Consider the following 14048-nt stretch of genomic DNA (forward strand, 5'->3'; position numbering starts at 1 on the left):
GAAGGGACGGACAGTTGGCCACTCTCTCTGTGCTTCTCCACCAGATCGACCATGGCACCGTGCTCCTCCCCGAGTTCCAGCGGGGTTACGTGTGGAACCGCGATCAGGTTCGCGGGCTCATGCGGTCCCTCTACAGGGGGTATCCGGTCGGCGGTCTGCTCCTGTGGGAGACCGAGCCGGAAATGGCCTCCGTCCGCGGCGGCGCCACGGACGGAGGCGTGCGGCTCCTGCTGCTCGACGGCCAGCAGCGGATCACATCGTTGTACGGCATCATGCGCGGTAAGCCGCCGGCCTTCTTCGAGGGCGATCCCTCGGCGTTCACCGGGCTGCGGTTCAACGTCGAAGAAGAGACATTCGAGTTCTACGGTCCGGCAAAGATGCGCGACGACCTGCGCTGGGTCGACGTGACCAGGCTGTTCGTCGAAGGCCTGGATCCGTTCATCGATACGTTCGCGCGGTACCCGGACAAGTTCTCGACCTACATCGCCCGCCTGAACCGCCTGAAGAACCTGGAGAACCGGGAGTTCCACGAGGAGAAGATCACGGGCCCGGACAAGAACGTCGATGTCGTCGTCGACATCTTCAACCGGGTCAACTCAGGTGGCACCGCGCTCTCCAAGGGAGATCTCGCCCTTGCCAAGATCTGCGCACAGTGGCCGCCCGCTCGGCAGGTGATGCGTGATCACCTGCGGCAGTGGCACGTGAAGCGCTTCGACTTCTCTCTGGACTGGCTCCTACGCAACATCACCGCCGTCGCAACCGGTCGTGCTGTCTTCACCGCGCTCGACTCCGTCACGGACAAGGAGTTCGAGACAGCACTCACCAAGTCGGTCGGCCACGTCGACAAACTACTCGGGGCGGTGTCGGGGCGGCTGGGACTCGACCACGACCAGGTCCTGATGGGCCGCTACGCCATTCCCGTGGTCTCTCGCCTGCTTCACCTCACCCCGGGTGGAGATTTCCTGGACAGCGCGCATCGGGACCGGGTCTTGTTCTGGTACGTGCACGCGGCGCTGTGGGGCCGCTTCGCCGGCTCCACCGAAACCGTGCTGGCCCAGGACTACGACACAGTGGAACGCTCCGGCATCGACGGGCTGATCGCGTCGCTTGAGCGCTGGCGTGGCGGCAACCTCGAGATCAGGCCGCACGATTTCGAAGGCTCCACACGTGGGTCGCGCTTCTACCCTCTGCTCTACATGCTCACTCGTGTGCATGGCGCTCGGGACTTCGGCAGCGGGCTCCAGTTGCACGCCGAGATGCTCGGCAAGCTGAACTCGCTGCAGGTCCACCACATCTTTCCCAAGGCGCTGCTCTACAAGGCCGGCTACGACCGCGTCCACGTCAACGCGGTCGCCAACTTCTGTTTCCTCACCCAGGACACGAACCTGATGATCGGCAAGCGTCCGCCGGAGAAGTACTTCGCCGAGGCCGAGGAGAAGCACCCAGGGGTTCTCACCTCGCAATGGATCCCGATGGATAGTGATCTGTGGCGGGTGGAGCGGTACCAGGACTTCCTCGAGGCGCGACGTGAGCTGCTGGCACAGGCGGCGCAGGCCTTCTTGACCGGGCTGCGCGATGGGGCCGCCCCTATCGTCGCCGAAGGACTGCGCCCGATGGCCGTCCTCTCCGACGGACAGGACGATGTCCGGGTCACCCAGATCGAGGCGATGGTCGAGGAATTGATGCGGCTCGGCTACGCCGAACCGGCGTTGGACAGCGAGATCGCCGACCCTGTCACCGGCCGAGCCCTGGCTGTTGCCGAGGCGTTCTGGCCCGACGGGTTGCAAGCCGGCCAGGGCAAGCCAGTCGTCCTGGAACTGGATCACGCGGTAGCGGACCTGTCGAGACTGGAGGAACTGGGGTATGAGGTCTTCACCTCGGTGGACGCTCTCCTCGGCTACGTGACACGCCGCAACGAGACGGCCGCGGGAGACAATCAGATCCCACCAGAGCCCGCCGCGGCCGCCAGTCCGGTGAGCGGTCCAGCCCACGCGGAGTTCGAGACGGCGATGCGCTCCATCTACGACAGGGCGCGCAGAGAGGCCAACTACAACGCTTCGTACTTTCGCAGCATGTTGGCCGAGCACGGCAGCCTGGCTACAGCGCGCAAGCTCCTGCACTCGCCTGCTGTGTCCGACGGCTTCGCGGCGCTGTGGGAACGCGGTCGGCTGGACCTGACCGTAGAGGCGTTGGTCCTGCGGCCCCGATTCGCGGAGCTGTTCACACCCACCGAGATCGAGATCGCCAGGCACCGTCTCGAACAGTTCGGCTGGAGCAGCCCATCGGCGTGACGGCTGGTCCTGGGTCTCGGCGGCGGCTACTCCGACGAGGAGCCGAGCCGTAAGGCCCCCGCTTGACAGATCAGATTCCGCATAATGGTCCGGTTGACGTGCCCTTCGATGAGTCAGGATCTGCAGGGGAGGGTGAGGCCGAGGGCTCTCACGGGACAGATCCGCTATGACAACCTGCGCAGCGCGGTTCTACGGCCATGCCATCAGGCATTCACGCTCCAGTGCCACCGCCCGGTCGTACGCCGTCCACATGGTGAAGACCCTCTGGCGATCCGGGCCGAGGCGTGGCCGACACCTGTGCCATCTCTGTCATCGCCTGACCGAGCAGCACGATCTGGGCCTCTGTGGCGCAGCGATAGATCGGGTCGAGGAGGTTGGTCCGCGCCGCTCACACGCCTCGGCGACATGGGCGAGCGCGGCATTGCGCGCGGCCCGCTGCTGCGCGGCCCAACGCCGGCGCGCGGAGACGGTGGCGATCACGGTCCCGGTCAGGAGCACTCCGCTCGGGTCGGCTCCGGCGCTGACGGCCTCCGACGACGAGCACGACCCCGAGGGTACGTCCACGGCGTTCGAGCGGGCCCACGTCCAGGCCCTTCTCGATCAGGCCCTGACCCACCTCGCCGAGCTGGACCTCGCTTCCGAGCGGCTACGCGATGGCACCTACGGGACGTGCGCGAGGTGCGGGCAACGCATCCCCATCGAGCGCCTGAAGATCCTCCCGGCCATCAAGACCTGCGTGAAGTGCGCCTCCCGCCGCCGCTGACCCGCTCTCACATGAAGTTGCGGGTGTGCAGGGCGGCCAGGTCGGCGGCCTCATCAGCCGGGAAACCGAGACGGACCAGGCGGTTCCTGCGCCCTTCGAGCATCTCCGTCTGGAGCAGCTGGACCGCCGCGTGCCCCCGGGCGATCGCGGCGGGACTCCACTCACCGGCCGCCAGCACGGTCAGGGCGTCGAGCACGTCCGCGTTGATGCCGGCGGTGTCGGCCAGCGCGTCGTGCCGCCGCTCGATCGCTCCTCTGAGCGTGCCCCGGAAGGCGGGATCGGCGCGGGCCTGCTCCTCCAGGTGAGCGATGCCGAAGGCCACGTGACGGGCCTCGTCCTGGTGGGCCAGGGCCACGATCCGCCGCGTGACCGGGTCGGGCGCGTACCGGTCCAGGAAGGACAGCAGGTTGAGGAAGCTGCCCTCGCCGAGCACCGACAGCAGGAACGAGGCGAGGGAGAAGTCGGGCTCGGCCAGCAGCGTCATCAGGGAGGCGCGCCCGCCGGCGGAGGAGGTCCCGAGCTCCTCGCCCTTCAGCGTCGCCCGGCGGGTGAACACCTCGACGTGCCTGGCCTCGTCCGCCGCCTGCACGGCCAGCAGCTGCATCACCTCCCGGAAGTGCGGGTGCACCCGGGCCAGCAGCCGTGCGGGGATGACCAGGGCGGCCTGTTCGTTCTCCACCAGGTAGGTCATCACCTGGACGACCGCCGCCTCGATCTCGGCGGGCAGCTCGAACGGGGTGTCCCAGTCGACCGCCGCCACCGGATCCCACTGCCGGGCCACCGCCTGCAGATACAGTTTCGGCGCCAGCTCGGACCACACGGTCTCCTTGCGGTCGAAGTCGAAGCGGACCGCCGGGCCGCCCGACTCCACCAGGGCCCCACGGGCCGCCAGCCCCCAGTGCGAGGGGGGCCGGGCGACCAGGCCGGCGGGTGACGATCCACCGGCCCGTTCCGCGCCGGCCCACCGGTCATGCCCCGCCCGGCCGCGGACGACCCACGCGCGCACCCGGCCGTCACGCTCGTCGCCAGGGAGCAGGTCGTGGCCCTCTCTGCGGCACCACGCGGCCAGGTGCACGACGAGCGCCTCGTCCGTACCGGCGACCGCGAGCCGGCCGCCGACGGGCAGCAGCGCCAGCTCCCGGCGCAGCAGGAGGTGCGCTCCCCGGTCGAACCCCACGTCCCGCAGGTCGAGGGCCCGGACCGTCACGGCCGGTAACCCTCGGCGGTGATCCGGCCAGCGAGGTCGTAGAAGCCGCCGGCGTCCACTGCGGCCTCCAGCTCGCCGTATCCGCTCGTACGGCCCGCCACCCAGGCGGTGAGACCCTCCAGATCGAGGAGCGGGCGCACCTCCGGGTCGGCGTAGGACATGCCGGTGAGCAGCTCGCCGAACAGCCGGACGGGCTCCTCCGGCGCGGAGTCGACGACGGTCATGTTGCAGTGGTCGTAGGCCGCCGTACCGACGAGGATCCGGGTGGCGCCGGGAGGAAGCGTGCCCTCGCGGCTGAAGAGCAGGTGGCTGGCGTCGACCATGCAGGCCGCGGCCACCTCGCCCGACAGCAGCGCCCGGGCGGCGTCGCGCTCGCCGCCGATGTGGTCGCCGTGCAGGCCCACCCCCACGTCGAAGCGACGTACCTCGAACCGCGCCCCCGCGACGCGCAGGTGATGCAGCGGCAGGAGGGTGGCCTGCGGGGAGTCCACGGCTCCGGTGCCCACGACCTGCCCCTTGAGGTCGTCCAGGGAGGTGATGCCGGAGTCGGCGCGTACGACCACGACGGAACGCAGATCGCGGTCGGTGTCGCGCATCACCAGGGGACGCACCGAGCGGCCGGCGGCGGTGGCCAGTCGGCGGGCGCGGACCCAGGCCAGCGGCGAGTTCCAGGCGGCGTGGACGCGTCCCGCGACGAGATCCTCGACCTGACGCTCGTAGTTGGAGTAGAGCACGAAGTCGAACGGCAGGCCGTTGCGCAGGAGCCAGGAGCGGAACCCGGTCCAGATCGGCACCACCTTCGCGTCGTAGGCCACCGCTCCCATGACGAGCGTCACGACGCGTCCCCGTCGAGCAGGGGCAGGCCGAAGGAGACCCTGCCCACGAAGTCGTGCAGCGCCTCCGTGGTGGGAGCCATGACGCGGGCGGCCAGGGCGTCGCGGAAGTGCCGCTCGATGCCGAGGTCCCGCCGTAGCGCCGACCCGCCGCAGAGCCGCATGACCTCGTCGCCGATCTCGACCGACGCCTCCGCCGCGACGGCCTTGACCTGCAGGACCCGCAGCATGGCGTCCTCACGCCCGGATTCGAGCGCGGCGAGGGTGTCGTTCAGGAACGCCCGGGTCTGGTCGGCCCTGGTGCGGACGCGGGCGTAGGAGGACCTCGCCGGGAGCTGGTCCGCCAGCCGCTGCCCCAGGTGGGCCAGGTTGGTCGTGGCCAGGTACTCGTGGGCCTTGGCCGCCAGCGCCTCGATGACGCCCAGGGAGAAGGCGGCGTTGAGCACCAGGAAGGTGGGCAGCACGGTGGCGAGCGCGATGTCGAGCCCGTCCCCGTCCGCGCCCAGCATGGCGGCGGCGGGGACGCGCACCCCCTCGGCCGCCATCGGGCTGGAGGCGTTGGCGCGCAGGCCGAGACCGTCGTAGGAGCCGCTGACCCTCAGCCCGGCCGCGTCGCGGGGCACCAGCCACAGCGTCATGGGGCCGTCACCGGACAGGGGCCGGCTCGACCAGACGTAGCCGTCCGCCTCGCCCGCCGCGGTGACGAAGCTCTTGCGCGCGTCGAGCCGGATCTCGTCCCCGTCGGCCTCGGCGGTGCTCAGCGGCGCCCAGAAGTGGCTGCGCGACCCGGCCTCGGAGAACGCCAGCATGGCCAGGTAGCGGCCCTCCGCGATGGCCCGGCGCACCTCGGCCGGGCCGTGCGCCTCGATCGCCGCGGTGGCCGAGTAGTGCATGAGGGTGATCATCGCGGTGGATCCGCAGGCGGAGGCGAGCTCGGTGATGACCTCGGCGGCGGCCCTGAGCCCCTGTCCGCCGCCGCCCACCTCCGCACTGCTGGTCAGACCGAGCAGCCCTGCCTTGGCCAGGGCCTCGACGGCGGCGCGGGGGAACTCCCCGGTCCGGTCGGCCTGGGCCGCGGAGGGTGCGACCACGTCCGCGATCACTCCGGAGACAACGGTGTGCATGCAGTCCCTTTCACTGATTTTCGGTGTGTTCCGCCAGGAAGCAGCTGTTCCCTCAGCGTGCGATGCGCCCGCTGGACCTGTCCGGCCTGACGAGGGTGCGGCCGGCTGGGCGTGCCGGACGCTGTCGATTCGCTTTCATCGGCCTTCCCGGATCTTGCTCGGGGTTCGACCATGACGTATGACCAGCGCAAAGTTACGGCTTGGCCGATTCGCAAGCGCTCAGGCACGCCGACCAGCCCTCTGCGAACGCGCACGGCTCATACGGGCGCCATGGTTGGTGAGCCGGCCGTTAGAGTTCATGGATGCTGCTGACAATCCTTGGCGGGTGCGGCGCGTGGCCGGCGGCGGGCCAGGCCTGCAGCGGTTACCTCGTGGAGCACGACGGGTTCAGGCTGCTCGTCGACCCTGGATACGCGACGGTGCCGCGGCTGCTGGAACGGATCACCGCCGATCAGGTCGACGCGGTGTTCATCAGTCACGGACATCCCGATCACTGTGCCGACCTGAACCCGCTGTTGCGTGCGCGTGCGTTACGTGATGACCCACCGGCGCCGTTGCCGGTGTACTCGCTGCCCAGCGCCCTGGATGCGGTGCTCGCGCTGGACCGCCCGGGGATGCTGACCGACGCTTATGTCCTGCACGAGTTCAACGCCGGCGACCAGATCGCCATCGGCCCGTTCCGCGCGCAGACCCGTCTACTGCCGCACTCGGTGCCCAATGCGGGCATACGGCTGACAGCGGGCGAGCGAGTGCTCACGTACACCGGGGACACCGGCCCGAGCCCTGATGTGGTGGACCTGGCGCGCGACGCTGACCTGCTCCTGGCCGAGGCCACATTCGTGGACCGGGTCCCGCAGGGTTCGCGGCGCCACCTGTCGAGCGCCCGCCAGGCAGGTCGGCAAGCCAAGGAAGCCGATGCCCGACACCTGTTACTGACTCACCTGCAGCCGGGCACAGACGCCACAGCCGCGCGAGCCGCTGCTGGGGCCGAATACGACGGCGAGATCGGCATCGCCACCTCCGGTCTCACCATCGATCTTTCTTGAGGCTTCGACAGCAGTGACGCCGATTTGCCGCCCAGGCCATCCAGGTCGAACGCCGCCGCACCGACCTCAAGAAGCGTTCTCATGTGGTGACCTCGCGTGCATGGAGACGTCGCACCGGTGACTGCCAGGGGGTGATGGAAATCGCGGCTGGCGGTTCAGCCCAGGGAGTCGAACTCTCCGGACCTGACGCCGCCGAGGAACGCCTTCCACTCGGCGGGGGTGAAGGTCAGCTTGGGGCCGTCAGGGTTCTTACTGTCGCTCGTGTTCGGAATCTCGCCCTTCTGGACAATGATGTCCGGAATCTATCCTGTCGCGTACGTGCTGCCCCGACGACCTCCAATTCGACTCCCTGAGGTGGCAGAACGCGGACAGGCCGGGGGCGTCGAAGGTAGCGTGGGCACGTCGAGGTCCTCCGTCGGACGGTGAGCGTAGGAACTCCGGTCCTGGAAGACCTCGACACCACCCCCGCGATCGCCCCACGCATCCCGACTCCACCCTCAACTGCGAAAAGCCCCTTTCCCTGCCCATCTTTCAGGAGTCGGTGATGGATAACGGCATTCAACTGATCAGTGACGGCGACGGCCTGGCGGTCATCGGGAATCCGACCGCTGTCGAACGCTTCCTGAACTCCGAGGGACTGCCGTCGAAAGACCTCGGAGTGCAACGGCTCGGATCTGTTCTCAGTAGCGGAGCCGGAGCCGTGCGGGCAGGTTCTGAGATTGCCGCCAACTCAGGTCGCTGGGTGAAGCTGACCAAGGAGTCCGCGCAGCTTGTCAAGAAATTCGGGCTGATGGAAAGCAAGACCCCAGGCGTCAGCCACGCAATGGTGGGGCAGCCAGGCTCGATCAAATCATGGCTCCAGATCACGAAGGGGCCCGGATCTGTGGTGCCCAACCCAACGCTTCTGGCTGGTGCTGCAGTGATCATGGCACAGGTTGCGATGCAGGTGACCATGAACGAGATCACCGACTATCTCGTCACCATCGAAGAGAAGGTCGACGATGTGCTGCGCGCCCAGAAGGACGCCGTGTTGGCCCGCATGATCGGAGTGGGCTTCGTCATCGAGGAGGCCATGACCATCCGGGAGACGAGGGGCCGGGTCGACGAAATCACGTGGTCGAAGGTACAGACCGCGCCGGCGACGATCGCAGAAACCCAGGCGTATGCATTGCGTCAACTCGACGCGCTCGCGGAAAAGCTGGAGGGCGAGACCAAGATCGTTGATCTCGCCAAGGCAGCCAAGGAAGCAGAGTCCAAGGGACAGGAGTGGCTCGCTGTGCTGGCTCGCTGCTTCCAGTTGCAGGACGCGATCGCTGTGCTCGAACTCGACCGGGTGCTGGACGCGTCTCCGGGGGAACTGGACGGGCATCGTCTCGGATTGAGGGCTGCCCGGAAGGACCGGCTGGAACTCATCTCACGGAGCACCGAACGCCTGATGGCCCGCATGGATGCGGCTGCCGGCACGGCCAACGCCAAGGTGCTGAGGCATCCGGCCAAAGCCCCGGCTGTAGTGCAGTCGAGCAACCATGTCTCGCGCGCCGTCATCGACTTCCACGGGCGGCTCGGGATCGAGCGCGTTCGGAAGTCATCGGAGGCGAGACGATGGGCGGACGCGGCCAAGGAGGTGAAGGACAAGGCGCTCGAGACAGGAGCAGACGGCGTCGATGCCGCCAGGCGCCTCGGCAACGAGACCCTTGACCGGGCCAGATCGGTGACGGGCAAGCTCTCCAGCGGGATCGCCGAGCGCGCGCTCCGTCAGCGCGGTGACGACGAGGAAACCTGAGTGGGCGCCTATCGTCAACCACCTGGGCTCTCCATGGCACTGGACCAGCGAGTCTCGCGAAACGCGCTGAACCAGCGCCCGAGCGGAGATGCGTCCTACGTCCGGCCGGTCAGTCCCTTCACCGGCCAACGAATCGGATTATCGATGCGATCAGGGACGCGGACAGGCGGCGGAAACCGTACGGAAAGATCGCCGGCCTTCACCGCGAAGGGTTCACATCGAACTCACCGGTCTTGACGCAAAGGCGCCCATCAAGCCCGTGAGGCAGCACGCGGCGGTCATGAACGGTCTCCAAGACCGTCGTCCACCGCGACGTCCTCCGGCTTGAGATCCAGCCCCGAGGCTGCCGCCTGCAGGTCGAGCAGGATGGCGAAGTCCTCGGCCACCCGGCCGGTGCCGACGCTGGCCTGGACGAGCTGGGCGGTGAGGGCGGTGACCGGCATCGGCACGTCCAGGGCGCGGGCGGCGGCCAGGCCCAGGTCGAAGTCCTTGCGCAGCAGGGGTGGCGTGAACGTCGGCGTGTAGTCGAGGTGCACGAACGCCGGGGACTTGTAGCGGGTGAACGCCGAGCCCATGACGCTGTCGTTGAGGAACGCCAGGAAGGCGTGCCGCGGGACGCCGCCCTTCTCCGCCAGTACGGTGATCTCCGCCAGCGTCTGGGTCACCACGCCCAGCATCAGGTTGTGCGCGATCTTCACCAGCCGGGCGGTGTCGCCCTCCCCCACGTAGGTGACGGACCTGCCGAGCGACTGCAGCAGGTGGGCGACCTGGTCATAGGTCTCCCGGGGACCGGACACCACCAGGCTGAGCGCGCCGGCCCGCGCCACCTTGGGGTTGCCGCTGACCGGCGCGGCCAGGTAGGCGACACCCTTCGCCTCACAAGCCCGGCGCACCTCGGCCGACGACTCCACGGACACGGTCGAGGAGTCGACCACTACTCCCGGCGCCGCGTCGCCCGTGAGCAGCCCGTCGTCGCCGAACAGCACCTGTTCGAGGACGGACGACGTGGAGACCGTGGTGAACACCACGTCCCGGTCGCGCAAGGCGCCGAGCGACTCCGCGACCGACGCGCCGTGTTCTTTGAGCGGCTCAGCCTTGGCGATGGTGCGGTTCCAGGCGGTCACGTCCACACCGGCGTCGGCGAGCCGCGCGGCCATGGCGACTCCCATACGGCCGGTCCCGATCCAGCCGACCCGCGGCCTGGACCGGTTCGTCGTCGAGTCGGTCATCGAAACTCCTTGAGCGACTGTGGGCCGACCGGCCGTCCGCCGAGGCGATCGCGCGGACTTCCTCGGCATCCGCGCTCACCTGGAACTTCTCCCAGGTCAGCGCAGGTAAACCGTCTCGACAGCCGCCCCGAAGCGGACTCGTCAGCGCGGCCGTCACCGTAGGTCGTACTGTCGCGTGAGGGCCAGCGCCTGCTTCTCGTCCACTTGGCGTGGCAGACCGGCCATCTTCTCGCGTATGTCCTCCAGAATGTCGGCACCGGCGCGGACCACGCGGGAGCGGTGGAGTTCTAGCTGGGCGTCGAAGAGCTTGGCCGTCGGGCCCACCCAGATTCGGCCGGAGTGGAACTCCTTGTAGGACTGCTCGATCGCCCGGGTCGCGTTCTCGATGAGCGGGGTGATCTTCTGCTCTGCTTCGCGTAATGCTTCGTAGAGCGGGTTGGGCACCATGTCCGTCATCAGGTCAGCCATTCTCCTCGGTGCCGGCGGCCGGGATGAGCTTGGGGGCGATGAGCTTCATGAGGGCCACGACGTCGGCGGCGTTGTCGCGGCCCTCGACGCCCTTCACGAGTTCGATCGACAAACGCGCCTTGCCTTTCACCAGCATCGCGCCCGCCCGGGTTTCCTCATTCGGGTCCACTGTGTAGAAGCCGAAGCCGTCGGGGACGATTTCCGGTAGTTGCTCGGAGACTCCATCGCGCAACTGATTCTCTATCTGGCCACGACTTCCGCCGGTGTCAAGCATGATGCGGAGTACTGCCCGACGCTCGCCGGTCGGCTCGAAGGCAGAGCAAGCGCCCACGACGGGGCGGTCCTCACCCGGGAGAGGGAGAGAACCGGTAATGAGTGGATCGACGACTCCGGTCACCCGCTCGACCGCCACTTTGGGAACATGATCGCATATGTAGGGTGGGGCATAAACCGTGGGCAGCGGGGTGGCGTCGACCTTGCTGGTTCCGCCCATGCAAGCGGAAGCACTGATGAGGGCGCATCCCAGGATGGCCATCCGACTGACTTTGATCACTGATACCGCACGAATCCGGTGGTGTAACCGTCGTCGAGAGCGGTTTGAACTCCGAGTGTTTTCCACGGGTTGTCCTCAGGACGTTTATAGAGCCAGGTGTGGTAGGCGTCGTAGCGTCGACCATCGCCGGCGCTCATCTCGTCGAACGACATCAGCGTCTTGCCGTCTGGCTTGAGGAAGTTGTTCGGTGCGCTGCGCGGATCGTCACCGGGTTCGACGTCGCTGAGCGACGCCCATGGGTGAGTCTTCGCGGGTGGGTCGGCCGCTCCGAAAAGACCATGGTCGAACATGGCCTGAGCAGTGAGTTGATGGACGAGGAACCGAGTCTGTTCGACGGTGCTGTTGGCGGCGAATACGGCTTCCTTTCGCGCGTTGCCCTGAACAGCGTCTTCGATCATGCCGGTCCACGCGCCCGTCACACTCGCCCCGATGGGCCATGACCCTGCTTGCGGGATAGCCAGACCGGTGTTGACCACGGCCGTGAGGATCTTCATGTTCCGTTTCTGGGTCTCGTCGAGCTCGTGCCCCTTCTCGATACGGGCGAGACCGGCCGCGTCGGTGATCAGGCCGAATCCCGCACCGATCTCCAGCCCTGCGGTGTTCAAGCTGTCGGCGCCCTGACCTGCGGCCACCTGACCTGCGCCATGGTTGAGGAGTCTGTCGCTCCATGCCGTTTGAGCCGAGGTCACCACTCCGAATGCCTTCTCGTCCTCCTTGAACGCCTCCTGCATCACGGCGCGGAGTTCGCCTTTGTTGAACCGTGCTCCCCAGTCCTCCCGCCCTGGGAGGTTCGGATAGTCCTCCATGAACACGCCTGGTTGTTCGAGGCCGACAAAGGCAACCCGGTTCACGTCGGATATGTACGCCGCCAGAATCCGCCCGATGGACCCGGCAGCCACCAAGGAAGGGCGCTCGTCCGCCTTGATCCGTTCAAATTGGAGATGCACGAGGTCGGAGGCGAGTCCGGCCGAGAGGTAGCCGCGCGACGGGTCCAGGGCGGTGCCCGCATGGTCGCGGAACGTCATCGTGGCCGCCTCCAGCGCCCGGCCCAGCGCCACACCACCGTCCTTCAGCGGCTTCTCCATCACGTAGAACCTCAGCGCCGACCGGTCGTAGGCAAAGAATTCCTGGGCCGCTTTCGGATGCCGGCCCAGCGCCTCGAAAACGTCCTTCATCGCGGACTGGTACATCGCCTCGGGCAAAGGCGTTCTCACCTGCCGGCCCGCGAACCACGGATCCTTTTCGGCCCGCGACGCTGAATCCACTTTCCTGGCCACGTACAGCAGAAAGCCGTGGTCGAACGTCCCATGCTTGAGCGCCCGCGCGAGCGCGAAGTACTCCTCCCGATCGAGGTCGGCCGTCAAGCTTTTCCGCCAGTCGGCGCCCAGGCGGGGACTCGCCGCGCCGAGAGCCTTGCTCAGAGCGGCTTCAAGGCGCTTCTCATCCCTTTGAGACACCGTCCTGCGCATGAGCGCCAGGTAAGTCTCCGGGCCGAGGGCATGCATGAGCTTCGTGGCGAACTCCGGGTCCTGCGCTCGCTTTTCCAGCGCAGCGAGGGCGGAGTCGCTGATCTTGCCGTCGGCGGAAAGGTGGCTGACAGCGGCGTAGACATCGGGATCGTTGAACGTCTTGCTGTAGCGGGCCTCGTCGAACGCGACCATCCCATTGACAGCCTGGCCGGGAGCACCCCAGTCCGCCTTTTCGGCGGAGATGGTCTCCTTGCGCCGACGTAATTCAGGACGCTTCGCGCTGATCCAGTTGGCGGCTTCTCTGAACGCGGTCAGGTATGAAGTATCCAGGTCGAACTGCTGAAGGGTACGCCTGATCTGCGGTTCACTGCTTTCGATGGTCGCGCCCGTACGGCCGAGAGCCGGCTCGAAAAGGTCCATCAAGCCGGGGTCGATGCCGGAGTAATCCCCGCCCAGATGAGGGCGTGGATCCGGAGAGCTCATGCGGGCCTCCAGCACGAACGGCGGGATGCACACTGACGGCAGGGCCAGCGTACTCCTGGGTCGGCCGCTCGTTGGATTCTCCGGTCACGACCGATATGGCGTTACTGCGGATCCGTCAGCCGATGGTACGTGAGCGAAGGCTCTGAAAGTTCAAGCGTATGAGAATCGAATACAGGGCCGGTCACGCCCTGACCGGCCGGTACCGTACACCCAGCTCGGCCGTGGGGTCATCGACGCCGAGGCGGTGGAGGTAGTGCGGCCGGCCACCGGGGAGGTCCAGCAGCCGGATGCCGTCGCCGAGCAGCACGGGCGCGATGTGCAGGTCGATCTCGTCGAGCAGCCCGCGTTCGAGAAGCTGGCCGCCGATCGTCGGCGAATGCACCTCGACGTTCTTCCCGCCGGCTGCGGCGAGCGCGATCCGTACCGCCTCGGCCACGTCACAGTCCAGGAAGGTGACGCCGTCGGCGGGCTTGGCGTCCTCGGGATGGTGGGTGAGCACGAAGATGGGTCCGGTCCAGGCGCCGCCGTAGACCATGCGGGGATCCGGGAAGTGGTCCCAGCCGCGCCGGCCGCCCAGGATCGCGCCGGTGGTCGCGACGTACTCCTCGATCGCGCCCGGCCGGGGCGAGATGCCGGTCATCATCCAGTCCATCTCGTGGTTGGGCCCGGCCACGAACCCGTCCAGGGACATGGTGAAGTGCCAGAGCACCTTGCCGTTCGCGGTCTGCGGTTCGATGTCGTTCACTGCTGTCTCCTCTGCCGGCCGATTGGCTCGTACGTATTGAGACCGCTTCCCCTG

General features: G+C 67.6%; 13 protein-coding genes. 4 read left to right on the forward strand and 9 right to left on the reverse strand.

Going from position 1 to position 14048, the window contains the following annotated elements; translation table 11 throughout:
- The first annotated feature begins 14 nt into the window (after positions 1 to 14).
- On the forward strand, positions 15 to 2291 hold the full coding sequence (locus tag FR742_RS30305; RefSeq protein ID WP_148034102.1) for a DUF262 domain-containing protein: 2277 nt from the start codon (positions 15 to 17) through the stop codon (positions 2289 to 2291).
- Positions 2292 to 2760: 469 nt separating this feature from the next.
- Positions 2761 to 3054, forward strand: coding sequence for a TraR/DksA C4-type zinc finger protein (locus FR742_RS30310; protein ID WP_261808820.1), 294 nt, complete (start codon positions 2761 to 2763; stop codon positions 3052 to 3054).
- Between the two features lie 7 nt (positions 3055 to 3061).
- Here the strand turns inward: FR742_RS30310 and FR742_RS30315 are convergent, their stop codons facing one another.
- From FR742_RS30315 to FR742_RS30325, 3 genes are read right to left on the reverse strand one after another with little or no spacing between them, the layout of a single operon-like run.
- Complete coding sequence (locus FR742_RS30315) at positions 3062 to 4261, reverse strand: ferritin-like domain-containing protein (protein WP_148034103.1); 1200 nt, start codon at positions 4259 to 4261, stop codon at positions 3062 to 3064.
- Positions 4258 to 5097, reverse strand: a complete 840-nt coding sequence (locus FR742_RS30320) for a phosphate/phosphite/phosphonate ABC transporter substrate-binding protein (RefSeq protein ID WP_222709087.1) — start codon at positions 5095 to 5097, stop codon at positions 4258 to 4260. The genes FR742_RS30315 and FR742_RS30320 overlap by 4 nt, the downstream gene beginning before the upstream one ends.
- On the reverse strand, positions 5094 to 6218 hold the full coding sequence (locus FR742_RS30325; protein ID WP_148034104.1) for an acyl-CoA dehydrogenase family protein: 1125 nt from the start codon (positions 6216 to 6218) through the stop codon (positions 5094 to 5096). The genes FR742_RS30320 and FR742_RS30325 overlap by 4 nt, the downstream gene beginning before the upstream one ends.
- 302 nt (positions 6219 to 6520) lie before the next feature.
- On the opposite strand from FR742_RS30325, the gene FR742_RS30330 reads away from it, so the two are divergent.
- Complete coding sequence (locus FR742_RS30330; protein ID WP_148034105.1) at positions 6521 to 7264, forward strand: MBL fold metallo-hydrolase; 744 nt, start codon at positions 6521 to 6523, stop codon at positions 7262 to 7264.
- 155 nt (positions 7265 to 7419) lie between these two features.
- Here the strand turns inward: FR742_RS30330 and FR742_RS30335 are convergent, their stop codons facing one another.
- Positions 7420 to 7566, reverse strand: coding sequence for a DUF397 domain-containing protein (locus tag FR742_RS30335; protein WP_148034912.1), 147 nt, complete (start codon positions 7564 to 7566; stop codon positions 7420 to 7422).
- A 242-nt stretch (positions 7567 to 7808) separates the two neighbouring features.
- On the opposite strand from FR742_RS30335, the gene FR742_RS30340 reads away from it, so the two are divergent.
- Positions 7809 to 9047, forward strand: a complete 1239-nt coding sequence (locus tag FR742_RS30340) for a hypothetical protein (protein WP_148034106.1) — start codon at positions 7809 to 7811, stop codon at positions 9045 to 9047.
- Positions 9048 to 9325: 278 nt separating this feature from the next.
- On the opposite strand, the gene FR742_RS30345 is transcribed toward FR742_RS30340, so the two are convergent.
- The 5 genes from FR742_RS30345 to FR742_RS30365 form a co-directional block, all read right to left on the reverse strand.
- Positions 9326 to 10276, reverse strand: coding sequence for an NAD(P)-dependent oxidoreductase (locus FR742_RS30345; RefSeq protein WP_148034107.1), 951 nt, complete (start codon positions 10274 to 10276; stop codon positions 9326 to 9328).
- Between the two features lie 153 nt (positions 10277 to 10429).
- A complete protein-coding gene (locus FR742_RS30350) occupies positions 10430 to 10744 on the reverse strand; it encodes a hypothetical protein (protein ID WP_148034108.1) in 315 nt (104 codons plus the stop codon).
- Positions 10737 to 11279 (reverse strand): hypothetical protein, encoded by a 543-nt coding sequence (locus FR742_RS30355; RefSeq protein ID WP_148034109.1) that lies wholly within the window; start codon positions 11277 to 11279, stop codon positions 10737 to 10739. Before FR742_RS30355 ends, FR742_RS30350 begins: the two co-directional genes overlap by 8 nt.
- A gap of 14 nt (positions 11280 to 11293) precedes the next feature.
- Entirely contained in the window at positions 11294 to 13249 is a 1956-nt protein-coding gene (locus FR742_RS30360) for a hypothetical protein (protein ID WP_148034110.1), read from the reverse strand.
- A 181-nt stretch (positions 13250 to 13430) separates the two neighbouring features.
- The gene (locus tag FR742_RS30365) at positions 13431 to 13994 is read right to left on the reverse strand and encodes a dihydrofolate reductase family protein (protein WP_148034111.1); all 564 of its coding nucleotides are present in this window, start codon (positions 13992 to 13994) and stop codon (positions 13431 to 13433) included.
- Positions 13995 to 14048: the final 54 nt, after the last annotated feature.

The organism is Nonomuraea sp. C10 (assembly GCF_008017515.1).
Lineage (GTDB): Bacteria > Actinomycetota > Actinomycetes > Streptosporangiales > Streptosporangiaceae > Nonomuraea > Nonomuraea ferruginea.

Coding starts and splice junctions, on each gene's coding strand:
- FR742_RS30350 (WP_148034108.1), bottom strand. CDS start 10,744: ATGGCTGACCTGATGACGGACATGGTGCCCAACCCGCTCTACGAAGCA.
- FR742_RS30340 (WP_148034106.1), top strand. CDS start 7,809: ATGGATAACGGCATTCAACTGATCAGTGACGGCGACGGCCTGGCGGTC.
- FR742_RS30345 (WP_148034107.1), bottom strand. CDS start 10,276: ATGACCGACTCGACGACGAACCGGTCCAGGCCGCGGGTCGGCTGGATC.
- FR742_RS30325 (WP_148034104.1), bottom strand. CDS start 6,218: ATGCACACCGTTGTCTCCGGAGTGATCGCGGACGTGGTCGCACCCTCC.
- FR742_RS30330 (WP_148034105.1), top strand. CDS start 6,521: ATGCTGCTGACAATCCTTGGCGGGTGCGGCGCGTGGCCGGCGGCGGGC.
- FR742_RS30355 (WP_148034109.1), bottom strand. CDS start 11,279: ATGGCCATCCTGGGATGCGCCCTCATCAGTGCTTCCGCTTGCATGGGC.
- FR742_RS30360 (WP_148034110.1), bottom strand. CDS start 13,249: ATGAGCTCTCCGGATCCACGCCCTCATCTGGGCGGGGATTACTCCGGC.